The organism is Pedobacter nutrimenti, assembly GCF_003208655.1.
Lineage (GTDB): Bacteria > Bacteroidota > Bacteroidia > Sphingobacteriales > Sphingobacteriaceae > Pedobacter > Pedobacter nutrimenti.
The window spans coordinates 449,597-471,892 of record NZ_QKLU01000001.1; the positions used below are offsets into that span (position 1 = coordinate 449,597).

Below are 22,296 nucleotides of genomic sequence, written 5' to 3' on the forward strand. Positions count from 1 at the left end.
TCTTTTTCATTATTAAAAATAAATTTCAATGATCAATTATAATCCCAAAGAATGGATAGCCTTTATATTCCATATCCATAAAGCCGATACGTTTAGAAAACTATGGCCCCTGATGCTGGGTATAGCGGTTTTCTCAGGTATTGTTGCTTATCTGGGCTTGAATTACCTAGAAGTATCCCAAACGCCTTTTGCGAAGAACATTGGAATGATGCATAGTCTTTTGGGCTTTGTAATTTCCATGTTGCTGGTGTTTAGAACCAATACTTCTTATGACCGCTGGTGGGAGGGCAGAAAAATGCTGGGCGCCCTTGTGAATGTATCCCGTAACCTTTCTATGAAGATTAAAGCTTTAGAGTTGAAACCGGAAGATGTTCAGTTTTTTAGTTATGCGATACCTAATTTTGCCTTTGCGCTGAAAGATCATTTGCGTGAAAAGAGATTTTATGGAAAAGACAGTGTCCTGATAGAGATTAAGGAAGGCGCTCATGTACCAAACCAGATTGCCTCTGGTATGGTGTCAAAAATATATAACCTTCAAAAACAAGGGCAATTGTCTGCCCAGGATCTGATTATACTTACCGAAGACCTCAATCAGTTTACCAACATCTGCGGGGCTTGCGAAAGGATCAGGAATACACCGATTCCTTATTCCTATAGCGCTTTTATCAAAAAATTTGTGTTTTTCTATGTCATAAGCCTGCCATTGGGGCTGGTATTTAGCCTGGGTTATTATATGGTTCTTATTGTTCCTTTTATTTTATATGTACTGACCAGCCTGGAACTCATTGCCGAACAGATTGAAAACCCTTTTGGTCTGGATGCAAATGATCTTCCGGTAGATGACATCTGCAAAAATATAGAGAAACATACAGCTGAAATTCTTCTTTAAATGATCAGGATCGCCCATCATAAAATGTTCGCGCATCCTTTACCTGAGGGGCACCGCTTTCCCATGCTGAAGTATGAGTTGATTCCGGAACAATTGCTGTATGAAGGTAGTATTGAGCAGGAGCAGTTGTTTGAGCCCGGGCTTTTGGAAGAAGAAATTATTGTGATGACGCACGAGAAGGCTTATTGGGAAAAGCTAAGAGACCTCACACTTTCAGATCGGGAGCAAAGAAGGATAGGCTTTCCGCTTTCTCCGGAACTGGTAGAAAGGGAAGTCCGTATAGCCAGCGGAACAATTGAGGCTGCAATTTCTGCGTTGCGACATAAAATTGCTTTTAATGTCGCTGGCGGAACACACCACGCCGGCCGGTTTTGGGGAGAGGGGTTTTGTTTGTTGAATGATCAGGCGATTGCAGCTAATTATCTGTTAAATAAATGTTTATGCGATAGAATATTAATTATTGATTTAGATGTTCATCAAGGAAATGGTACTGCGGAAATATTTGGAAAAGTTCCCCAGGTATTTACTTTCTCCATGCATGGCGATAAGAATTTCCCCTTTAGAAAAGAGCAATCGGACCTGGATGTTCCCCTGGAAAACGGCATGGGAGATGAGGCTTATTTACAATTGTTGGAACAACATCTTAAAAAAGCTTTTCTGATCCAGCAGCCTGATTTTGTATTTTACCTTTCCGGGGTGGATGTGCTGGCCACTGATAAACTTGGAAAACTGGCGCTGTCAAAAGCAGGTTGTAAAGAGCGGGACAGAATTGTATTACAGTATTGCAAAGATCTGGGGGTTCCTCTGCAGATCAGTATGGGGGGAGGGTACTCTGCGGATATCAAAGATATTGTAGATGCGCATTGTAACACCTTCAGGTTGGCTGCTGATCTGTTTGGTTAGGCTAATTCCTTTTATTGTAGTGAGTTGTGATTTTTTAATCATTTTACGGATTTTTTAGTGAAATTTGAAGGTTCGGACTTAACTAGAATTGATGAAGATAGTAATTGCAGAGAAACCATCTGTTGCACGTGAACTGGCAAAAGTATTTGGGGCTACAACCAAAAAAAATGGATACATTGAGGGGAAAGGCTATTCGTTTACCTGGGCATTTGGGCATCTTTTGCAATTGGCGCCTCCGCAGGAATACGGTTTTATTGGCTGGAGAAGACAGCATTTACCTATGCTGCCAAAAAAATTCAAATTAGCCATCCGAAAAATTAAAACCAAAGAAGGCTTTGTTGATGATCCGGCAGTAAAAAAACAACTGGACATTATCCGGCAGTTATTTGATGAGGCGACAGAGATCATTGTGGCTACGGATGCGGGGAGGGAAGGTGAACTTATTTTCCGCTATATCTATTACTATTTAAAATGCAAAAAGCCTTTTAAAAGGCTTTGGATCTCTTCTCAAACAGATGAAGCCATAAAGGAAGGCTTTAGAAACCTTAAACCGGGAACAGACTATGACACACTTTTTAATTCCGCTCATTGCCGCTCTGAATCGGACTGGCTGGTCGGAATGAATGCCACCCAGGCATTAAGTATTTCTGCAGGGGCAAGGTCTGTATTGTCACTTGGTCGGGTGCAAACGCCTACACTGGCCATGATTTGTTCCAGATATCTGGAAATTAAAAACTTTGTTCCACAGACCTATTATCAGTTAAGTATCCAGTTAGATCAGCAAGGACAAATATTTAAAGCAATATCTGTAAATAGCTTTGACAAAAAGGAAGAGGCAGAAGCGTTGTTTGAAAAAATTGAAGACCTTAAATCTGGTTTTCCAAATGGGGGGCACATTCTGGATGTGGAGGCCAAACCCCGTAAGGAACCACCTCCCTTGCTTCATGACCTGAGTAGTTTACAGCAGGAAGCCAATAAGAAAAAGGGCTTTACTGCGGACCAGACCTTAAGTTTGCTTCAGAATTTATATGAAAGCAAACTGGTTTCTTACCCCAGAACAGGTAGCCGATATATAGGTGACGATATTTTTGCGGGTATTCCGGACCTCATCCGTAAGGTAAGCGACCACCCGGACTTTGGAAAACAGGCGGATTTCCTGCAAACAGTAAGCCTGAACAAAAGAAGTGTAAATGCGAAAAAAGTAACCGATCACCATGCCATTTTACCAACTGGTGAAAATGCTTATGGCTTAAGTGCCGATAAACAAGCAATTTATGATATGGTCGTGGGACGTATGCTGGAAGCTTTTCACCAGGAGTGCGTAAAAGAGGTCACCAAAATTACAGTTGAATCCGGATCGCTGTTTACAGCAAACGGTACCGTGATCCGGTCGGCAGGTTGGAGATCGGTTTGGAATGATAATGAAGAAGAAAAGAAAGATGAAGACAATCCATCTTTGCCCAAAGTAAAAAAGGGAGAACTTCTTCCCATCATAGAAAAGCAGCTACTGGAAAAACAAACCAAACCAAAAGCAATGTATAATGAGGCCTCACTGCTTAAGGCCCTGGAAACTTCAGGTAAAGAAATAGAAGATGAAGAGCTTCGTTATGCCATGAAAGATACGGGATTGGGAACGCCGGCAACCAGAGCATCTATTATTGAAACCTTAATCACCAGGGAATACATTATCCGGGAAAAAAGAAACCTGGTTCCTACCTCTAAAGGACTTGCAGTTTACGATGTGGTAAAAGACCAGAAAATTGCCCAGGCTGAATTGACCGGACAATGGGAAAAGCGGCTGGAGGAAATCAGGACAGGTGCGTCTGTTACTGATTTTAAATCTGAAATTACAGATTATACCCGTACCATTACAAATGAACTTCTCGCAGCAGGGGCTACACTTTTAGATAAAATGTCTCCTAAAACAGAATCCGTAAAGGCGGGATAAGCTGAAACAGGCAAAACAGTATTAAAAATGGCTTTTAAAGGTTTGTGGTACTGTTTTTGCTTAAAAGTCATTTTGCCATTAATCACATTTTTGTCCAGTAGATAGAAATACATGTTTGAACGCATATCAGCAGATCAGAATTAATTAGATGAGTACACAAAAAAGAGTCATGATTGCGGATGATGATCCCGGAATATTAGATGCAGTGGAAGCCATGCTGGAATTTGGAGGTTATGAGGTAAGTTCGACTTCAAATGGGGCAACTGTGCTGGAGATGCAGGATCATTTTCCTGATCTTCTGCTGTTGGACATCTGGATGTCCGGAACAGATGGGAGAGATGTTTGTAAAAAGCTTAAAGAGCAGGAAAATACCAGGAACATGCCGATTATTATGATTTCTGCAAGTACTGAACTTGAAAAATCTGCGAAAGAGGCTGGAGCTGATGATTTTTTGGAAAAACCTTTTGATATGGAAGAATTGCTGACGAAAATAGAATATTTTTTGAGCAAGTAATTTTTCTTTCTTTTTAGTTTCAGTTATTAGACTCTATTTTTTCCGTTATAGTTACTGTTAACCATTTTTTTGAGCGGAAAAAAAGCCAGGAGATGGTGAGGTGCAAATTCAATTAAACAATATCGTTTTTCAGGTGTTATTTGGCTAATTATAAAAGCGAAACAAATGAAAACAGATCTCGTAGAAATATTTCAAACCATCAGGGCCGCCTTACAGCCATATGCTGCTATGGGATTTGTGAACCGCGTGAACAGCGACCTGGAATATGATCTCTGGAGTGAAAAGGAACAAGCCGATCAAACCTTCTTTTTTGTGTCGGTAAGTATCTCAAAGGAAAGTGTGTGGTATAAAACTGGTTTTGAACATCATTTAAAAAGTGGAGAGGCTTCTTTAGAGATAAAACAACTGGATGATTTGTTAATGAGCCAGATTGAAGATACCTTTGCCGCCGGGTATAAGATATTTAAGGAAAAAGAATGGGTCTGAACAGACTTTGGCATCGGGAAATCATCACTTCATTAAAGCAAATGGGAATTGAACCTCAGGAAATGGAAAAGCATAATTGTCAATTGCTTTTTATTCCGGGACAAAATCTAATAATGAACCTGATCTCAATTTCTGACCATCCCGGGCCAGAATACCTTTGTACTTTACAACAGGAATACCAGTTGAAAGACATTTTGCTTTTGCAGCTATGGGAAGATGTCTGGTTAACAAAAAGTGGGCAGGTAATGGGGCGTATTAAATCTATACTTGGACTCAATGAGAGGGTGCATGGACGAAAAACGCATCTGGAAAAAATTACCGGAACCCAGGCGGCCTTGTTTATGGATCTTTATCATATCCAGGGCAAAGCGAAGGGCCGCTATAATTACGCACTTTGTAATAAGGGAGAAATACTGGCAGTGGCAATCTTTAGCCATAAAAGAAGAATGAAAGATAAGGGTGCCGGTTATACTTCTGCGGAGTTGATCCGCTTTGCAAGTAAAGATGGTATAACGGTTATTGGTGGATTGACCAAATTGTTGCAGCACTATGTTAAAGAACAGAAGCCTGATGATATTATGAGTTATGCCGACCGGGATTGGTCCGCAGGAAAAGGCTATGTATCTTCGGGATTTGAATATGTATCGCAAACCCCTGCATTGACCATTTATCTGGATACCCATAGTTTTGAGCGTTTTGTTCCGCGTAGTGGTGTTCCGGGACACCTGGATACTGGAAACGTTCAGTACCAAACCATCTTTAACACAGGAAGTTTAAAATATATTTATTATCCATAATGTCTGTACAACCTTTGCTTGTCGTTTTGGGTCCTACAGCCTCTGGTAAAACAAGGCTTGCTGTAAAATTAGCCAGTGAACTTCGTGGAGAGGTGATTAGTGCCGACAGTCGGCAGGTTTTTAAAGGTATGGATATTGGGACCGGAAAAGACCTTCATGAATACCGGATTGATGGGAGCCTGATCCCATATCACCTTATAAATCATAAGACAGCAGGAGAGCGCTACCAGGTCAACGCGTTTAAAGAAGATTTTTATGAAATCTTTAATGCGCTTCACTTGAGAAGGAGACTGCCGATCGTGTGCGGAGGTACAGGTATGTATATTCACAGCATTCTACAGGAACATGAATATACAGCAGTTCCTGTATCTGAAAAACTGAGGTCAGAAATAAAGGACCTGGGTCTTGCCGAATTGAAGAAAATCTTGCTGGAGTACCCCCGCTCTTTTTGGAATCATGCAGATCAAAGTACTTCCAAGCGTTTGATCAGGGCAATAGAAATTGCAGATTACCTCAGTAAAAATACTTTAGAAAAAAAAATAAGACCTGTTTTTGAACCTTTGGTGATCGGTTTGACATCGGATATTGCCTCCAGAAGAGAACGAATAGCCCAAAGACTGGACCAAAGACTTCAATCTGGGCTCATTGAGGAAGTTCAGGACCTTATGGAAATAGGAGTATCAGCAGATACTTTGATTTTTTACGGCTTGGAGTACAAGTTTGTTGTGGCCTATTTACAGCATGAACTGAATTTTGAGCAGCTTAGAGAACGTTTGATGATTGCTATTTGTCAGTTTGCCAAGCGGCAGATGACTTTTTTCAGAAAAATGGAAAAGGATGGGGTAAAGATTCACTGGTTTGACATAGATGTCTGTGATGATCTTTATGCTTCAGCATTAAGCTGTTTTAATATTACTTTTCCAGGTCTGGAATTGTAAATGACCTTATGTTTTTCCCGCCTTTAATTAGGATAAGCCCCAAAAAGAAAATACAGAACCTGGCTCTGAGCTACCCTGAAAATGGATCCCTTATCTTTGCGATTTGACTGCGATAGAAATCCGTTTCTCTAATAAAAAAAAGGGACTCATACTGCATTCATACCGGACTCATACCGGACTCATCTCTAATCAGATGACATGATCCGGGTCCTGCCGGCTGGTGGAATGTTTTGTTTTTCTGACAATTCTCTGATGGGCTGTTTTGATGGAAATTAAGGCATGGCATGCATTTTGTTTTTATCCCTGTATAGATTGAAGCGCTCTTTTAAAAACGAAAACAGATGAACAGAACTACTAAAATTTTAGCCTCTGCAGTAGCTGCAGTAGCTTTATTCTTTACGACAAATGCAAACGCTCAATCAAATAAGCTGGGGATCGGACTCAATGTAGGTGTACCAACAACAGATGCTTTTAAATTTGCGCTTGGTGGTGACGTACGTTTCCAGTTTGATGTTTCTAAACAGGTATCCATTCCGGTAACTGCGGGCTATACCAATTTCTTTGGAAAGAAAGATTACTTTGGTCCTGGACTGGATATGCCTAATTATGGGTTTATTCCTGCTAAAGCTGGTGTAAAAGTGTTTTTTGATGAATCCGGTTCCGGATTCTATGGTATGGGAGAAGTAGGAGCGGCTTTTGGAGTAACCAATGGATCTAAAACAGGATTCTTATATTCACCGGCAATCGGATATTCCTGGAGCAGTGGTTTGGACCTTGGTGTGAAATATGAAGGGATTTCTAAAGGAACCAATTATGGCCCGAATAACATTGGACAGGTTGCCTTACGTTTAGCTTATGGCTTTAAATTGTAAACAGCTGATTTTTAAAGCATAGAACCAAAGCCTGGCAGATTACAATTGCCGGGCTTTTTATTGTGCCTAAAACAGGAGCAGGTGCGCTAGTGGATTATTTGTAATTGTTAACTCACAAATCGCTTTGAAAGGGCAAAAAAACACCAGCTTTTTTACTTATTCAAATTTAAAATGCTATTTTGAGCAAAAAACCGAATTAATGAATAAGTATGTAGGCGCAGTACTGTTATTTGCATTGTTTTCATGCAGAAATACAGATCATCATACTGCAAAGGGCACAGACAGCACGGAGACGTCTGTGAAAAAAACAAGTGATGTCAGTTTGAAAGACCCTGTTGTACAAGCCATATATTCAGATTACATTTTGCTGAAAAATGCATTGGTGGATACGAAATATGAGGAGGCAAAACAGGCGGCGAAAGAACTCTCAGGTAAACTGGCAGCCTTTCAGGGGTGTGAAAATACAGCTTTGATTGCGAACAAAATCAATGCTGCTAAAAACATTGAAGAACAGAGAAAAGAATTTACTTTTTTAAGCTCGGATGTGATTGCCCTGTTCAGGCACGCAGACCTGAAGAGTGGGACGATTTATGTGCAACATTGCCCAATGGCCAACCATGGCGACGGAGGGGACTGGGTGTCATCTGAAACGAAAATCCAAAATCCATATTATGGAAAACAAATGATGGAATGTGGTGCGGTTATGGAAGAATTTAAAAGCAAATAAGTGCTTTGATTGAGGTTGATGACCAAGCATTTAACAATAATTTAACAGCTTTTGACCGCTTGTTAAATCCTAAATAAATATAGATTAGTTACTTTTGTTATTATAAATTATAAGATATGTCAGAGATTGCAGAAATTAAGATTGATGGTAAAGTATATGAATTTCCTGTTATTACAGGAACTGAAGGGGAGAAGTCAATAGATATTTCAAAATTAAGGGACCAAACGGGTTATATCACTCTTGATTTTGGATATAAGAATACAGGTTCAACCAAAAGCGCAATTACTTTTTTAGATGGTGAAAAAGGCATTTTGAAATACCGTGGTTATCCGATTGAAGTGCTTGCAGAGAAATCTACTTTTCTGGAAGTTGCTTATTTGTTAATTTACGGAGACCTGCCTAAAAAAGAAGAACTGGAGCATTTTCAACTGCAGATTAGCCGTCATACGCTGATCCACGAAGACATGAAGAAGTTTTTGGATGGTTATCCGTCCAAATCCCATCCAATGGCGCAGCTGGCTTCATTGGTTTGCTCACTTTCTACATTTTATCCGGAATCTTTAAACGCAAATTCTTCTCCGGAAACAATGGATCTGACCATGATTAAACTTCTGGCGAAATTCCCGACCATTGTTTCTTTCATTTATAAAAAATCACTGGGTCATCCACTGATTTATCCAAAAAATAAATATGATTACGTAACCAATTTCATCAATATGATTTTTGGTCAGCGTACTGAAGAAATAGAAATTGATCCGGTAGTAGTTAAAGCAATGAACACGTTGCTGATCCTGCATGCAGATCATGAACAAAATTGTTCTGCTTCAACCGTTAGAATGGTTGGATCTTCAGACTGTAATCTTTATGCTTCGGTATCTGCAGGTATTGCAGCCTTATGGGGACCATTACATGGTGGTGCCAATCAAGCCGTGATTGAAATGCTGGAACGCATTAAAGAAGATGGTGGTGATACAGAAAAATGGATCAACAAAGCGAAAGATAAAAATGATCCTTTCCGTATGATGGGCTTTGGACACAGGGTATATAAAAACTTTGATCCCAGAGCGAAGATTATTAAGAAAGCTTGTGATGAGATCCTTGAAAAATTAGGGATCAATGATCCGGTACTGGAAATTGCTAAAAAACTGGAAGAAGCTGCATTGAGCGATGCTTATTTCGTAGAACGTAAGTTGTATCCTAATGTTGACTTCTATTCGGGCATCATTTACAGGGCGCTGGGTTTCCCAACTGATATGTTTACGGTCTTATTTGCCCTGGGCCGTTTACCTGGATGGATTGCCCAATGGAAAGAAATGCACGAAAACAAAGAGCCAATTGGCCGTCCGCGTCAAATTTATGTTGGCCATACCAACAGGGAATTTGTGAGCATAGACAAACGATAATGAAATTTGTCTCATAAAAAAAACCTTTGCCATACTTGGCAAAGGTTTTTTTTATTTCCCAATAAATTGATCAGGCAAGAAAATAATAAATAGAACGTTCTATGATCCATTCTGAAAAGGCAAAAGCAATAAAGTATAGAATAATCAACGTGATCATTTTTCGGATGGTTACCTTTCTGGGGCGCTGATAAAATACGGTTAAAGCTTTGAACATATACCATGCAATGCCTACAACGACAGCCATCTGAATGAGGTTGCCCATCAGGGAACCTTTACCAAACATCCGGATTAATGGGGTAGTGAAAATTTGCAGAATGAAAAAGGCAGTGGTACCATGAATGGTAAAGATCAGGTGGTCGAGATAAAAAATATGATTTTTCCTAAAATTCCACATAATCATCAGGGCCAGCAGGGGCATGAGTAAAAAGTACTGTTTTGGTCTGTAGTGCTCCAGTTCCTCTTTTACAGACCAGTCTCCTGAAGAAGATTTCTGATTCACAGCAATTTCTCTTTTTTTGAGTATGCGTTCAAACCAGTCATCCTTCTCATTGTCTTTGAGCTTTTGTTGCCTGGCCAGATAGGATTCATAAGTGCTGTCCTGTTTAATGATATTGTAACCGCGGAAGGCATCGAGCAGGTCGTCGAACTCATCTGTTTTTAAACTATCCTTACGATGCTCCAGGGTTTTGATTTCTTTCAGCTGGTCATTGTAACCAAGCGCCTTGAATTCTTTAATGGTGATTTTTTTACTCATCAGCGCAGTTGTTTTTCCCAGTACAGAGTTCGGGTCGATGTTCAGGTCTTCCTCTTGAAGAACATCGGTTAATTTAGTGATTTCTAGTCTGGCCTTACTTTGCCCTGTATTTTTATGTTTTTCTTCTTTATTGTGGGTAAGTTTAATGGGAACCACGATAAAATATACAATGGAAACAAAAATGTACATGCTGACCGGATTGATGTAACGGGCACGTTTGCCTGCCAGATAATCCAGGGTCACTTGTCCTGGTTCGATGAGCAATGGCTTTAAGGTCTGGAAAAATTTATTGTCAAAATGAAAATAATGGGCGATACTATGACTAATAAATTGCCAGAAATTTTCTTTGAGTTCCAGATTTGGCTGTCCGCAATTACTGCAATAATGTTTTTCTACATGTTGCCCACAGTTGAGGCAATTGTGTTCTTGTCTGTATTTTCCTGCTGACATATTGTTTAGAAAATGGGGGATTTCTAGTGGTGAACGTAATGCGCTTGAATTCTTATTTGTGTTTTTTCTGCTTAATGTTTAGATAGCAGGGGGAGTTTAATGATGAACGTCTTTAATTAAATTTCTGTCGTGTTTGTGTTTAAAAAGCACGGCAAACATAACGGTTATAATCAATGCATAAATGGTAAAAGACAACCAAATCAGGTGCCAGTCTTTGATGTGTATGCTTTTATCAAAAGTTCCGTTTTCCAATACTTTTACACCTTGTTCCTGGATAAATTTCCCCAAATGACTGTTGGTGCTTTCTGTGTCCAGAAAAGTTGAAGTCGATTTGATGTCTGTAAAGGACTTTGTAAAATACTTATCAATCATCCAGCCGGAGGTCAAACTGCCAAATACGGCACCGATCCCATTGGTCATCATCATAAAAAGGCCTTGAGCAGAAGATCTGGTTTTTGCCGTGGTGGAGGTTTCCACAAAAAGGGAACCGGATATATTGAAAAAATCAAAAGCCATTCCATACACCACACAGGAGAGAATGATCATCCATAGGTTGTCGGTCGGATTTCCGTAAGCAAACAGCCCAAAACGAAATACCCAGGCCAGCATGGCAATGATCATTACTTTTTTTATACCAAACCGGTTTAGAAAAAAAGGAATAGCCAGAATGAACAAGGTTTCTGATATCTGGGAAATGGACATGATGATGGTCGAATACTTCGTTACAAATGAATCTGCGTATTTTGGAAAGTGTTTGAATTCATCAATGTAAACATCTCCGTAGGCATTGGTAAGTTGAAGGGCACCTCCCAGAAACATTGAAAAAATAAAAAACAAGGCCATTTTGTAATTGGTGAAAAGCTTAAAAGCTTCGAGGCCAAAGGTCTGGGCAAAGGACGTTTTTTCAGAAATGAGCTTTTGCGGTTTACAGGCAGGCAGGGTAAGGGCATAAATACCCAATCCTATGGATGCCGCTCCTGCAATATAAAACTGATAAGCTGTCGCTTTATTGCCACTTAAATTGGTAGCCCACATGGCCACAATGAAGCCAACTGTTCCCCATACCCGTATGGGAGGGAAATCCTTTACGACATTCAGGTTGCCTGATTTTAAGGTGGTGTAAGAAATGGAATTGCTCAGGGAAATGGTGGGCATATAAAAACACATAGCGACAAGCATTACCCAAAAGAAAGTATTAGGGCTTTGTACCTGGGGAAGGTAGAACAAAACACAGGCATACAAAATATGAAGGATACTATAAAGAACTTCTGCATTTACCCATTTGTCGGCAATAATGCCGGTAAGGGTTGGCATGACCAAAGAAGCAAAACCCATGGTAGCAAAAATTGCCCCAAACTGGGTTCCGTCCCATTGTTTTGTTCCGAACCAATAATTGGCAATCGTCAGAAGCCATGCGCCCCACACAAAAAATTGCAAAAAGCTCATCACCGTTAAGCGAAACTTAACATTCATAATAATAGTTTAGTTTGATTTTGAAAGTAAAGGCTGAATATAGAACTATTTTGAAACAAAATCTAAATTGTTCTAAAATAGTTATACTTCGTACTTATATTTTCCGGCCCTGGTCAGGCAGAATTTCTTTTGTTGATTTCATCCCGTATTCTGGCGGCCTTTTCGTAGGCTTCTTCCGCAATAGCTTCCTGTAGTTTTTGGGTAAGCTCTTCCATAGTCAGCGACTTGTAATTGGTGCCGGGGATCGAAGTAGAAATGTCCTCAGATCCTTTCTCTTTGGTCATACTGTCCATATTTTCCAAAAAGAGCAGGTCATTGCCTTCGATCACGATACCTGCAGAGGAAATGATAAATTCATAAGTATAAATAGCCGCATTGAAGCGTACGGCAAGGGCTATAGCATCAGAAGTCCTTGCATCAATTTCGCGGACTTGTTCCCCGTCTGTGCAAATAAGTTTGGCAAAGAAAACGCCATCAACCAGATTATAGATTAAAATTTCCTGGATTTGTATGTCATATGCCTGGGCAAAAGATTTGAAAAGATCATGGGTGAGTGGCCTGCTCGGCGTCATTTTTTCAATTTCAATAGCAATGGCCTGTGCTTCAAAAGCACCAATAATAATAGGAAGACGTCTTCTTCCATTTACTTCTCCAAGAACTAGTGCATAAGCACCGGATTGGGTTTGGCTATAGGATAAGCCAACGATGTCAAGTTTTACTTTTTTCATATTAAAGAATACGGGGCAGGGAAACCTGCCCCGTATTTTTATCCTTTATGTGCTTTTAAAGCTTCAATTAATTTTGGAACAACTTCGAAAGCATCACCTACGATACCGTAATCGGCTACTTTAAAGAAAGGAGCTTCAGGGTCTTTGTTGATCACCACAATAACTTTTGAAGAACTGACACCCGCCAAATGCTGTATTGCACCCGAAATACCAATGGCAATATACAGGTTCGGGCTAATGGCGATACCGGTTTGACCTACGTGTTCGGAATGTGGTCTCCAGTCTGCATCCGATACGGGTTTGGAACAAGCTGTTGCTGCACCCAGCAAAGAGGCCAATTCTTCTATCATACCCCAATTTTCTGGTCCTTTAAGACCACGTCCACCAGATACGACCAGTTCTGCATCGGGTAAAGAAACTTTATCCGTTGCCCTGACAATCTCTTTTACAATTGCAGCAAGGTCTGTAGATTTAATTTCGGGAGAAAAATTTTCGATGGTCGCCTCAACCGGATTTTCTTTCAGTCCAAAAGCATTTGGATTTAAGGCAATAATCTTATTGGCTGAAGTCAGTTCAGTCACTGCAAAAGCTTTACCTGAAAAAGCATTCTTTTTTACCAGGAACTTACCACCTTCTGTTTGAGGAAGTTCAACCGCTCCGTCGACAAGGCCAGCTTTAAGTTTTACAGCGATCCTTGGAGAAAGTCCTTTCCCGGAAAATGAATTTGATAAAACGATGATGTCTGCGTTTTCCTTTTGGGCAGCTTCGGTGATGACCGAAGCATAAGCCTGGTTCACAAAACTTTTCAGCTGATCAGAAGAAACATTCAATACTTTGGATGCGCCGTATTTCCCTAATTCCTTAAGTTCTGCCTCTCCAACGTTACCTATGGAAATAGCGGTTAAATTAGTTGCCTGTGCATCTGCAATGGCTTTTGCATAAGAAACAGCTTCAAAACCTGATTTCTTAAATTTGCCTTCGGCTTGTTCTATATATACTAAAACTGACATAAATATCTTTAATTAATGAATTGAAAAGGGGATCTGTTTAGATCACTTTTGCTTCCTGGTGTAATAAGTCGATTAATTTTGCTGCCTCTTCAGCCGGAACAAGTTTAACAGCGCTCCTTGGTGCCGGAGTTTCGAATTTCACCACTTTGGCTACTTCCGGAATATCGGCAGCTTCAACAACCTGCAGAGGTTTGGTTCTGGCAGACATAATTCCACGCATGTTAGGGATTTTTGCTTCAGCGACACCTTCAGCACAGCTGGCAATAAATTTACCATGAATGGAAACCACTTCTTTACCCCCTTCAATTTCTCTTTCAAGGGTGGCTGTAGCGCCATCATAATCTAATTTCTTTATAATAGAAACAGAGGGGATATCTAAAAACTCACCGATCATTGCTGCAACCTGTGCACCATTGTAATCGATGGATTCACGGCCGCACAAAATCAAATCGAAATCTGCAGTTTTTGCATATTCAGCAATCTGATAAGCAGTGAAATAAGCATCCCGTGGTAAAGCATTGATCCTCACCGCGTCATCGGCACCTATGGCAAGGGCTTTGCGGATGGTTGGATCGGTGCTGCTGTCACCTACATTTATTACGGTTACGGTACCTTTTCCACCTTCACAAAGCTCTATTGCTCTCGATAAAGCAATCTCATCGTATGGATTTACAATAAATTGTACTCCTGATGTATTGAATTGGGTATTATCGTTAGTAAAAGTTATTTTTGTTGTTGTGTCGGGCACATTACTGATACAAACTAATATTTTCATAAAAAATGTCTTTTTGCAAATCTAATTAAAAAAGCAGGGATTTAAAATGCAAAGTACCCGATTAATCAAGTTAATGGAATTTTTTGAAAGTGATCCAGGTGATCCCTTTGTTGTCTATGCACTGGCAACAGAATATAATAATTTAAATGACATTGAAAAAGCATTTCATTATTACCACATCCTGCTTAGTGACCATCCGGATTATGTAGGTACCTATTATCATTTGGGTAAACTTTATGAAAAGGAGCAACAAAAAGATAAAGCCATTGAAACTTACCGTACAGGAATGTTGGTGGCCAGGAACAAGAGGGATAACCACGCTTTTTCTGAGCTGCAAGGGGCTTACAACGGTGCAATGGGACTGGATTACGAAGACGATTAACTTAGAGGTTTTGGCAAAGCGAAAACTCCTTTTCATTAGAAATGTAATTCTGTTCACCTTTACAGCTTTTGGAGGGGCGCAGGCACACATTTCATTGTTGCTTAAATATTTTGTAAAAAACAACCGTTTTGTCTCAGAGGAGGAATTACTGGAACTGAATGCACTGGCGCAGGTTTTGCCGGGTCCAGCGTCCACACAAACCCTGGTTGGGATTGCCTATAAGGTAGGTGGTTTGCGCCTTGCGATTCTGACGTTCCTGATCTGGATTTTTCCTTCGGCAGCTTTTATGACCTTTGCAGCCATTAGCTATGCCAGGTTTGACCAGAAAGCAAGATTTGCAGAGGTATTCCGGTTTATTCAACCTATTGCCCTGGGTATTGTGGCTTTTGGAGCTTATCATTTATCCAGAAAGGTACTGGTGTCCCAGCTGACTATACTTCTGGCCATTTCGGCGGTAATTGCTACCTTGGTGTTGCGTAATGCCTATGTTTTTCCAATGGCCATTCTGATCGGTGGAATGGTGTCTTCTGCAATAGATACACCTAAAGAAGAAACAGAGCTACGGGTAAAGCTACTGTCCAATATCAATCCCAAAAAGTTCAGTTATTTCATTGCACTGCTGCTTTTTATGGCAATTCTGGGCGCAATTATCAATACGACTTCTCCATTTAGCCTGCCCATCAGACTTTTTGAAAATTTTTACCGAAACGGTATGTTTATTTTTGGGGGCGGACAAGTTCTGGTTCCTTTGATGTTCACGGAGTTTGTACAAATGAAGCACTACCTTCAGGCTTCGGGTTTTTTATCGGGTTTTGCCATTCAGCAGGCCTTACCCGGACCAACGTTTTCTTTTACCAGCTATGTGGGCGCCCTGAGTATGAAAAACTTTGGTTATGGTTTATTTGGTCAGATCATCGGTGGTACAGTAGCGGTACTGGGGGTGAACCTTCCGGGCCTGATCCTGGTTTTATTTATTGTGCCTTTCTGGGACGATCTGAAAAAAATCAGCAGGATTAAGCATTCTCTTTCAGGCATCAATGCGGTTAGTGTGGGGTTTATTGTGGCTGCCTTTATCTTGCTGCTCAAACCCATAGGCTTTGATGTTGTGGCTATTGGCATTATGGCCGTTACCTTTGTTGTGCTTAATTTTACAAAGATCAGCCCCCCGCTCATTGTCATTGCGGGGATACTGATTGGATATTTTATTTAAAAAGGCGCTTCTTCGTCATTCATATCATCCATTCTGGATGGTTTAATGATCACGTTTCCTGCTGGTCTGTCAAATTCCGAAGAAGGCTGCATACCTGCACTGGTATTCTCCATAGAGAAAGAGTTTGGCGGCATAAAGGTATCTTCAAGATCCGCGAATTTAACATATTTACCAATAAATCTTAATGGTACAATGCCGGTTTCACCATTACGGTGTTTGGCAATGATGACCTCACCAACACCCGCCTGGGAGCGTCCTTGTTCATCCTCTGTAATTCCGTAGTATTCAGGCCGGTACAAGAACAATACCATATCTGCATCCTGCTCAATGGAACCAGATTCACGTAAATCCGAGAGCATGGGCCTTTTTCCATTCGCACCAGGTCTGCTCTCCACAGCACGGCTTAACTGTGATAAGGCAAGTACCGGCACGTTTAACTCTTTTGCAACTGATTTCAAAGCCCTGGAAATACTACCAATTTCCTGTTCCCTGTTTCCACCGCCACCTTGACCTTCGCCTTTACCATGCATCAGCTGCAAATAATCGATAATGATCAACTGGATGTCGTATTGTGATTTTAGCCTTCTGCATTTTGCCCTGAATTCAAAAATATTTAAAGCAGGGGTATCATCGATCAAAAGCGGGGCTTCGGTTAGTGTTCCTATTTTGCTGTGCAGTTGTTGCCATTCCCATTCAGCGAGGTTTCCCTTTCTGATTTTTTCCTGTTCAATTTCCGTTTCCCCTGAAATCAAACGATTCACCAACTGCACCGAAGACATCTCCAGGGAGAAAACCACAACAGGACGCTTAAACTCAACAGAGGCATTACGGGCGCAGGTCAGTACGAAGGCCGTTTTTCCCATGGCCGGACGTGCTGCAATAATCACCAAATCCGATGGCTGCCAGCCTCCGGTAATCCTGTCCAGATCTGTAAACCCAGAAGGTACGCCTGTTAATCCGTCCGTTTTATTTCGTAATTCTTCCAGGGTTGCCAGGGATTGTTTAACAATCTCATCCATTTTTTGAGTATCTCTGCGTAAATTGTTTTGGGCAATATCAAAAAGGTTCTTTTCTGCATGGTCCAAAAGATCGAAGATATCCGTGGTATCCTCATAAGCATTTTGTATGATCTCGGAAGAAATGCGGATCAGTTCCCTTTGTATATATTTTTGAGAAATGATACGGGCATGGTATTCAATATTGGCCGATGAAGCCACGCGGTTGGTCAGGTTGGTGATGTAATAGGCGCCCCCAACCATTTCCAGTAAGCCGAGGTTGCGAAGTTCAGAGGTCACCGTAAGGATATCAACCGGTTTTGATTTCTGGAACAATATGGCAATCGCTTCAAAAATCTTTTTGTGGGCTTCGGAATAGAAAATTTCGGGTTTTAAAATATCAATAACCGTAGAGAGTGCATCTTTTTCCAGCATCAGCGCACCAAGCACAGCCTCTTCGAGATCTAATGCTTGAGGAGGGATTTTTCCCAGCGCATTCATCGAATTGTTCAGTCTGTTTTTTCTGGCTGTGAAGTTTGATTTGTCTTGCCCTTGATTTCCGTGATCCATACTCATAGGTACAAAAATAGACAAAAAAACAGGTCATTTCTTTAAATCTTTATGAACATTTAAACAGTTAAAATTCTTCTGTTTGGAGCCGGTTTCCCCATAATGAATTATTTTCCAACAGAATGTTGTGGATAAGAGGGGCTTAGCTGCAGAATAAAATAGGTTTCCGATAATCATATTATTTCAGCTATTTTTGCGCTTTAATATATAGGTATGGAAAACTTTAAGCGGTCTGGAAGATTTAAAGAAAATAATGAGTTTGTGTTTGGTATACGTGCTGTGATAGAGGCAATTAAAGCTGGGAAAGATGTGGAGACCATTTATGTTCAGCGTGGGGTGTCAAGCGAACTGATGCTGGAGCTTAAATCTTTATTAAAGGGAATAGAAGTTCCTTTGCACAATGTTCCGGTAGAAAAACTGAACCGCATGACCCAGAAAAATCACCAGGGCGTAATAGCGGTGATTTCTGCGGTGACTTTTCAAAAGATTGAAGACATTATTCCAGCTATCTATGAGAAAGGGGAAACACCATTGGTACTGATCCTGGATGGCGTAACTGACGTAAGAAATATGGGGGCCATTGCCCGGACAGCGGCCTGCGCAGGTGTCCATGCTATTGTTGTTCCGACCAGAAATTCTGCACAGATTAATGCCGATGCCATTAAAACCTCCGCTGGTGCTTTGTTTACCATTCCGGTGTGCAGGCACGCTAATCTGCATAAAACCGCCTTGTTTTTACAGGAATGCGGGTTGCAGATTGTGGCTTGTACAGAAAAAACAAATGACCTGATTTACGTGCCGGATTATACCGTGCCTACAGCAATTGTCATGGGGGCAGAAGATGAGGGCATTTCAAACGACATTATGCGGATGGCCAATTATCTGGCTAAGATTCCAATGTCCGGAGAAATTAGTTCGCTGAACGTATCGGTGGCCGCTGGGATTATTCTGTATGAGGCCATAAGGCAAAGAATGTAATTTATTTTTTTAAAATGCTTATTACTTTGTTTTTAGTCATTTTCAAATAAATAATCACTATAAGCAAGTCCTTTTGCTACACTGATAAAATTATCACCTGATTTTATTGGGATACCGGGGAATTTATTTTTAAACAGTTCTTGTACTGCCAAAAGCAGGGAGGTGCCACCGGTAATAAACAGACTTTCAATGTCTGTATGGCTGATTTGGTTTTTGCTTAAAAATTCATCGATATAAGCGCTGATTTTTTCAAGGTCTTTACTGATGATGTCATTGTAAGCTGAAAGTGAAACTTCTTCTTCAATTTCGATGCCCATATTGGAATAACTGAAACAAGAGCTAGCTTGTCGCGACAATTCAATTTTTGTTTGTTCAATCTTCTGAAAAACAGAATAACCCAGGTTATTTTCGGTTAAGGTCAAAAGATTTTTGAACTTTTCATTTTTTTCTGAGTAATAATAATAGTCCTGCAGGTCATTTTTTATCTTCTGGCCATTAAAAAAATTCATCTGCTCCCAGGTACAGATGTTGCTGAACAAAGAGACAGGGACTTTTAACCATTTGTCTGGTGCCGCTTTATATAGGGTTTCCTTTCCGAAGTAAGGAGTTCCTTTTTCCCACATAAAGGCCGAATCAAAGCTATCACCTCCTATGTAAATGCCTCCTGTGGCCAGAATGTCTTTTTTACGGTCTTTGCTTCCTGATTTTTCAGGGTCCAGGAGCAAATAGGTAAAATCGGTTGTTCCTCCACCCAAATCTGCGACCAGAACCCTTTGTTTGTGGGTAATGGTTTTTTCATAGGCAAACGCAGCTCCTATAGGTTCAAACTGAAAAGCAATTTGGGAAAAACCTGCATTTTCAGCAGCTTTGTTTAATCTTTTTTGTGCCAATTCATCTTTTTGGGCACTGTCGTCGTCAAAAAAAACAGGCCTGCCAATAATGGCTTTGGTACAATCCTGACCAATGATCCCATCGGCCTTCTGTTTCAGATCTTTGAGGATTAAGGCAACCAATTCTGAAGCGTTGAAGGTTTTGGTATAAACACGGGTCTGTGTAAAGCTGCTCCTGGGAAGAATTCTCTTTACAGATTTCATAAAACGGCCGTTCATGCCGTCTTTGAGGTAAGCATCAATGGCTTGTTCCCCGACATAATATTTCAGATCACCCCCGGCAGACTGCGCACTTTGAAAATACAGCAGGGAAGGGACAGTTATGGTTTCGATAATCTCTCGTAACTCCTCATCGTAAATGCAGAGGGAGGAGTTGGTGGTTCCAAAGTCTATGCCGTATAGAAATTTACCCATTGAATTAGATCGTTATAAAAAAAGCATCCATTATCTTTAAAAGATAATGGATGCTTTTTTGGTTATGTGTTTTATATAAATTTAGCGCCGTGTTTCGATTTGATGTCTGCTACAATTTGCTTGATGCTTTGTTCTTCACTTCTTGGGCAAACCAGTAAAGTACTGTTGGATTCAACGACGATGTAATCATGTAAACCCTGGAGAATCACGAGTTTGTCCTTAGGGACATTGACCATGCAATTGGAAGAATTAAACATCATTACCTTCTCTGAAGGAATAACAGCGTTTCCAACATAATCTTTTTCGGCCATTTCATAAATAGATGCCCAGGTACCCAGGTCTGACCAGCCAAAATCCGCAGGTAATACATACACATTATCTGCTTTTTCCATGATGGCAAAATCTATAGAAATATTGGTGCACTGCTGGTAAGCATTTCCAATAAATTCAATTTCCTTAGGTGTGTTGTATAAAGGAAGGCCGGACTGAAAGATTTCATACATTTCTGGCAGGTGTTTTTGAAAGGCAGCATTGATGGATTTTGCAGACCAGATAAAAATACCTGCATTCCATAAAAAATCACCGCTTTGAAGAAAAGATTTAGCCAGCTCCAGATTTGGCTTTTCTGTAAACAATTTGACTTTATGGATTTTTGGATCTGTCGCCAAAGTGCTGTCAATATACTGGATATAGCCATAACCCGTGTCCGGTCGGCTTGGCTTTATTCCAAGTGTAATCAGACAATTATTTTTAGCAGCTGCAGCCATTGATTCCTCTATAGCTGCTATAAATTTATCCTGGTCGGCAATGGTATGGTCAGAAGGAGCGACCACTATAGTTGCCTCTGGATTGATTTCTGTTATTTTCATAGAACCATAGGCAATACACGGAGCGGTATTGCGCATAATAGGTTCTGCAAGAATCTGATTGTCTTGTATGTCCGGTATTTGTTCTTTAATGATGTCCGTGTAAATCTGATTGGTTACAATAAAGATGTTTTCTGCCGGGCAAATTTTTAAAAAGCGTTCATAAGTGCTTTGTATAAGAGTTTTTCCGATTCCAAAAAAATCAATGAATTGTTTCGGGTATTCTGTTCTGCTGACTGGCCAAAAACGGCTGCCAACGCCACCTGCCATGATTAAGGCATAATTATTTTTGTTCATACTGCTATAAATGCGTTAGATGATCCCTTCCTGGAGCAGATCGTGTAAGTGGATAATGCCGAAATAATGATTGCCCTCTGTGACCAGCAATTGAGTTATGTTGTTTTGTTTGATCACTTCCAGTGCGGTCAGTGCCAGCGCATCTTTATCAATTTTTTTAGGATTGGTATTCATAATGTCTTTCGCCATAATGTCTGCTAAATTAGAATGTTTTTCCAACATTCTTCTAATATCTCCATCAGTTATTATCCCCAGGATATGATCTGATTCAACAACAACTACGACCCCTAAACGGTTTTGGCTTATTTCAACAATCACATCTTTAACAGGCGCCTGAGGGGAGATCAACGGTTTTTCGTTTCTTAAAGCCAAATCGGATGCTTTAAGATAAAGTCTTTTTCCTAATGAACCTCCTGGATGGTATCTGGCAAAGTCGTCTTTATTGAAATCCCGGGCATGCAGGAGACAAACCGCAAGGGCATCACCCATGGCCAGCTGTGCCGTGGTGCTGGTTGTTGGAGCAAGATTATTTGGGCAGGCCTCTTTTTCAACGCTGGTGTCTAGAATCAGGTCAGCATAATCGGCCAGTACGGAGTTCAATTGTCCAACCATTCCGATCAATACATTTCCGGATTGTTTAAGCAGGGGCGCGAGTACTTTAATTTCAGGGGTATTACCGCTTTTGGAAATACAGATAATGATGTCTTTTTCCTGGATCATTCCAAGGTCCCCATGCACCGCATCAGCAGCATGCATAAATACCGCTGGAGTTCCTGTGGAATTAAAAGTAGCCACAATTTTTTGAGCAATGATGGCACTTTTTCCAATTCCGGTAACAATAACACGACCCTGGGATGCAACGATGAGCTCTACTGTACGAACAAAATCTTCATTTATGTTCCCGATCAGGCCAGAAATAGCCTGGGCCTCCAGTTGTAAAGTGTTGACACCCGCCTCTATAATTGATTTTTTACTTTTCAAACAGAATTATTTAGTATCTTAATGCTTTAATTAAGGCAAAATTATG

Annotated in this window: 22 protein-coding genes; 13 read left to right on the plus strand and 9 right to left on the minus strand. The window is 40.6% G+C overall.

Annotation, left to right across the window (positions count from 1 at the left end):
- Nucleotides 1-28: 28 nt before the first annotated feature.
- The 10 genes from B0O44_RS01810 (at nucleotide 29) to B0O44_RS01855 (ending at nucleotide 9,477) form a co-directional block, all read left to right on the plus strand.
- Nucleotides 29-889 (plus strand): bestrophin family protein, encoded by an 861-nt coding sequence (locus tag B0O44_RS01810; protein WP_110826987.1) that lies wholly within the window; start codon nucleotides 29-31, stop codon nucleotides 887-889.
- Nucleotides 890-1,792 carry a histone deacetylase family protein gene (locus B0O44_RS01815; protein ID WP_110826988.1) on the plus strand — a complete coding sequence of 301 codons (903 nt, stop codon included), beginning with the start codon at nucleotides 890-892 and terminating at the stop codon, nucleotides 1,790-1,792. It abuts the gene before it with no gap.
- A 91-nt stretch (nucleotides 1,793-1,883) separates the two neighbouring features.
- Nucleotides 1,884-3,740 (plus strand): DNA topoisomerase 3, encoded by a 1,857-nt coding sequence (locus B0O44_RS01820; RefSeq protein ID WP_110826989.1) that lies wholly within the window; start codon nucleotides 1,884-1,886, stop codon nucleotides 3,738-3,740.
- A 148-nt stretch (nucleotides 3,741-3,888) separates the two neighbouring features.
- Nucleotides 3,889-4,254 (plus strand): response regulator, encoded by a 366-nt coding sequence (locus B0O44_RS01825; protein WP_110826990.1) that lies wholly within the window; start codon nucleotides 3,889-3,891, stop codon nucleotides 4,252-4,254.
- Nucleotides 4,255-4,419: 165 nt separating this feature from the next.
- A complete protein-coding gene (locus B0O44_RS01830; protein WP_110826991.1) occupies nucleotides 4,420-4,740 on the plus strand; it encodes a hypothetical protein in 321 nt (106 codons plus the stop codon).
- Nucleotides 4,741-4,853: 113 nt separating this feature from the next.
- Nucleotides 4,854-5,537: a hypothetical protein gene (locus B0O44_RS01835; RefSeq protein ID WP_146229754.1), complete on the plus strand. Its 684-nt coding sequence runs from the start codon at nucleotides 4,854-4,856 to the stop codon at nucleotides 5,535-5,537.
- Nucleotides 5,537-6,475 carry a tRNA (adenosine(37)-N6)-dimethylallyltransferase MiaA gene (miaA, locus tag B0O44_RS01840; protein WP_110826993.1) on the plus strand — a complete coding sequence of 313 codons (939 nt, stop codon included), beginning with the start codon at nucleotides 5,537-5,539 and terminating at the stop codon, nucleotides 6,473-6,475. The genes B0O44_RS01835 and miaA overlap by 1 nt, the downstream gene beginning before the upstream one ends.
- Nucleotides 6,476-6,816: 341 nt before the next feature.
- Nucleotides 6,817-7,347, plus strand: coding sequence for a hypothetical protein (locus B0O44_RS01845; RefSeq protein ID WP_110826994.1), 531 nt, complete (start codon nucleotides 6,817-6,819; stop codon nucleotides 7,345-7,347).
- A 199-nt stretch (nucleotides 7,348-7,546) separates the two neighbouring features.
- Nucleotides 7,547-8,074 (plus strand): DUF3347 domain-containing protein, encoded by a 528-nt coding sequence (locus tag B0O44_RS01850; protein ID WP_110827513.1) that lies wholly within the window; start codon nucleotides 7,547-7,549, stop codon nucleotides 8,072-8,074.
- A 116-nt stretch (nucleotides 8,075-8,190) separates the two neighbouring features.
- Nucleotides 8,191-9,477, plus strand: coding sequence for a citrate synthase (locus tag B0O44_RS01855; RefSeq protein ID WP_110826995.1), 1,287 nt, complete (start codon nucleotides 8,191-8,193; stop codon nucleotides 9,475-9,477).
- A 70-nt stretch (nucleotides 9,478-9,547) separates the two neighbouring features.
- Here the strand turns inward: B0O44_RS01855 and B0O44_RS01860 are convergent, their stop codons facing one another.
- The 5 genes from B0O44_RS01860 to B0O44_RS01880 form a co-directional block, all read right to left on the minus strand.
- Nucleotides 9,548-10,681, minus strand: coding sequence for a DUF3667 domain-containing protein (locus B0O44_RS01860; protein WP_110826996.1), 1,134 nt, complete (start codon nucleotides 10,679-10,681; stop codon nucleotides 9,548-9,550).
- Between the two features lie 96 nt (nucleotides 10,682-10,777).
- On the minus strand, nucleotides 10,778-12,154 hold the full coding sequence (locus B0O44_RS01865; protein ID WP_110826997.1) for a nucleoside permease: 1,377 nt from the start codon (nucleotides 12,152-12,154) through the stop codon (nucleotides 10,778-10,780).
- Nucleotides 12,155-12,267: 113 nt separating this feature from the next.
- Nucleotides 12,268-12,882, minus strand: a complete 615-nt coding sequence (locus tag B0O44_RS01870) for a bifunctional nuclease family protein (RefSeq protein WP_110826998.1) — start codon at nucleotides 12,880-12,882, stop codon at nucleotides 12,268-12,270.
- Between the two features lie 38 nt (nucleotides 12,883-12,920).
- Complete coding sequence (locus tag B0O44_RS01875; RefSeq protein ID WP_110826999.1) at nucleotides 12,921-13,892, minus strand: electron transfer flavoprotein subunit alpha/FixB family protein; 972 nt, start codon at nucleotides 13,890-13,892, stop codon at nucleotides 12,921-12,923.
- Between the two features lie 37 nt (nucleotides 13,893-13,929).
- Nucleotides 13,930-14,667: an electron transfer flavoprotein subunit beta/FixA family protein gene (locus tag B0O44_RS01880; RefSeq protein ID WP_110827000.1), complete on the minus strand. Its 738-nt coding sequence runs from the start codon at nucleotides 14,665-14,667 to the stop codon at nucleotides 13,930-13,932.
- Between the two features lie 73 nt (nucleotides 14,668-14,740).
- Here B0O44_RS01880 and B0O44_RS01885 point away from each other — a divergent pair, with 73 nt between their 5' ends.
- Nucleotides 14,741-15,049, plus strand: a complete 309-nt coding sequence (locus B0O44_RS01885) for a tetratricopeptide repeat protein (protein ID WP_317047128.1) — start codon at nucleotides 14,741-14,743, stop codon at nucleotides 15,047-15,049.
- A 10-nt stretch (nucleotides 15,050-15,059) separates the two neighbouring features.
- Nucleotides 15,060-16,259: a chromate efflux transporter gene (chrA, locus tag B0O44_RS01890; protein ID WP_110827002.1), complete on the plus strand. Its 1,200-nt coding sequence runs from the start codon at nucleotides 15,060-15,062 to the stop codon at nucleotides 16,257-16,259.
- Here chrA and dnaB read toward each other — a convergent pair.
- Nucleotides 16,256-17,824: a replicative DNA helicase gene (gene dnaB, locus B0O44_RS01895; protein WP_394340862.1), complete on the minus strand. Its 1,569-nt coding sequence runs from the start codon at nucleotides 17,822-17,824 to the stop codon at nucleotides 16,256-16,258. The genes chrA and dnaB overlap by 4 nt on opposite strands.
- A gap of 213 nt (nucleotides 17,825-18,037) precedes the next feature.
- On the opposite strand from dnaB, the gene rlmB reads away from it, so the two are divergent.
- On the plus strand, nucleotides 18,038-18,802 hold the full coding sequence (gene rlmB, locus B0O44_RS01900) for a 23S rRNA (guanosine(2251)-2'-O)-methyltransferase RlmB (protein ID WP_110827004.1): 765 nt from the start codon (nucleotides 18,038-18,040) through the stop codon (nucleotides 18,800-18,802).
- 32 nt (nucleotides 18,803-18,834) lie between these two features.
- Here rlmB and B0O44_RS01905 read toward each other — a convergent pair whose 3' ends face one another.
- The 3 genes from B0O44_RS01905 to B0O44_RS01915 all read right to left on the minus strand — a co-directional run bounded on the left by B0O44_RS01905 (nucleotide 18,835) and on the right by B0O44_RS01915 (nucleotide 22,250).
- Nucleotides 18,835-20,106 (minus strand): Hsp70 family protein, encoded by a 1,272-nt coding sequence (locus B0O44_RS01905; RefSeq protein WP_110827005.1) that lies wholly within the window; start codon nucleotides 20,104-20,106, stop codon nucleotides 18,835-18,837.
- Nucleotides 20,107-20,177: 71 nt separating this feature from the next.
- Entirely contained in the window at nucleotides 20,178-21,269 is a 1,092-nt protein-coding gene (locus B0O44_RS01910; protein ID WP_110827006.1) for a mannose-1-phosphate guanylyltransferase, read from the minus strand.
- A gap of 15 nt (nucleotides 21,270-21,284) precedes the next feature.
- Complete coding sequence (locus tag B0O44_RS01915) at nucleotides 21,285-22,250, minus strand: KpsF/GutQ family sugar-phosphate isomerase (protein ID WP_110827007.1); 966 nt, start codon at nucleotides 22,248-22,250, stop codon at nucleotides 21,285-21,287.
- Nucleotides 22,251-22,296 lie beyond the last annotated feature (46 nt).

What these genes read in the sequence shown, in the direction of transcription:
- B0O44_RS01860 (WP_110826996.1), bottom strand. Translation starts at nt 10,681, where the DNA reads ATGTCAGCAGGAAAATACAGACAAGAACACAATTGCCTCAACTGTGGG.
- miaA (WP_110826993.1), top strand. Translation starts at nt 5,537, where the DNA reads ATGTCTGTACAACCTTTGCTTGTCGTTTTGGGTCCTACAGCCTCTGGT.
- B0O44_RS01870 (WP_110826998.1), bottom strand. Translation starts at nt 12,882, where the DNA reads ATGAAAAAAGTAAAACTTGACATCGTTGGCTTATCCTATAGCCAAACC.
- B0O44_RS01910 (WP_110827006.1), bottom strand. Translation starts at nt 21,269, where the DNA reads ATGAACAAAAATAATTATGCCTTAATCATGGCAGGTGGCGTTGGCAGC.
- B0O44_RS01835 (WP_146229754.1), top strand. Translation starts at nt 4,854, where the DNA reads ATGAACCTGATCTCAATTTCTGACCATCCCGGGCCAGAATACCTTTGT.
- B0O44_RS01820 (WP_110826989.1), top strand. Translation starts at nt 1,884, where the DNA reads ATGAAGATAGTAATTGCAGAGAAACCATCTGTTGCACGTGAACTGGCA.
- B0O44_RS01850 (WP_110827513.1), top strand. Translation starts at nt 7,547, where the DNA reads ATGAATAAGTATGTAGGCGCAGTACTGTTATTTGCATTGTTTTCATGC.
- B0O44_RS01830 (WP_110826991.1), top strand. Translation starts at nt 4,420, where the DNA reads ATGAAAACAGATCTCGTAGAAATATTTCAAACCATCAGGGCCGCCTTA.
- dnaB (WP_394340862.1), bottom strand. Translation starts at nt 17,824, where the DNA reads ATGGATCACGGAAATCAAGGGCAAGACAAATCAAACTTCACAGCCAGA.
- B0O44_RS01815 (WP_110826988.1), top strand. Translation starts at nt 890, where the DNA reads ATGATCAGGATCGCCCATCATAAAATGTTCGCGCATCCTTTACCTGAG.
- B0O44_RS01810 (WP_110826987.1), top strand. Translation starts at nt 29, where the DNA reads ATGATCAATTATAATCCCAAAGAATGGATAGCCTTTATATTCCATATC.
- B0O44_RS01845 (WP_110826994.1), top strand. Translation starts at nt 6,817, where the DNA reads ATGAACAGAACTACTAAAATTTTAGCCTCTGCAGTAGCTGCAGTAGCT.
- B0O44_RS01880 (WP_110827000.1), bottom strand. Translation starts at nt 14,667, where the DNA reads ATGAAAATATTAGTTTGTATCAGTAATGTGCCCGACACAACAACAAAA.
- B0O44_RS01905 (WP_110827005.1), bottom strand. Translation starts at nt 20,106, where the DNA reads ATGGGTAAATTTCTATACGGCATAGACTTTGGAACCACCAACTCCTCC.
- B0O44_RS01865 (WP_110826997.1), bottom strand. Translation starts at nt 12,154, where the DNA reads ATGAATGTTAAGTTTCGCTTAACGGTGATGAGCTTTTTGCAATTTTTT.
- B0O44_RS01855 (WP_110826995.1), top strand. Translation starts at nt 8,191, where the DNA reads ATGTCAGAGATTGCAGAAATTAAGATTGATGGTAAAGTATATGAATTT.
- B0O44_RS01885 (WP_317047128.1), top strand. Translation starts at nt 14,741, where the DNA reads ATGGAATTTTTTGAAAGTGATCCAGGTGATCCCTTTGTTGTCTATGCA.
- B0O44_RS01825 (WP_110826990.1), top strand. Translation starts at nt 3,889, where the DNA reads ATGAGTACACAAAAAAGAGTCATGATTGCGGATGATGATCCCGGAATA.
- B0O44_RS01875 (WP_110826999.1), bottom strand. Translation starts at nt 13,892, where the DNA reads ATGTCAGTTTTAGTATATATAGAACAAGCCGAAGGCAAATTTAAGAAA.
- rlmB (WP_110827004.1), top strand. Translation starts at nt 18,038, where the DNA reads ATGGAAAACTTTAAGCGGTCTGGAAGATTTAAAGAAAATAATGAGTTT.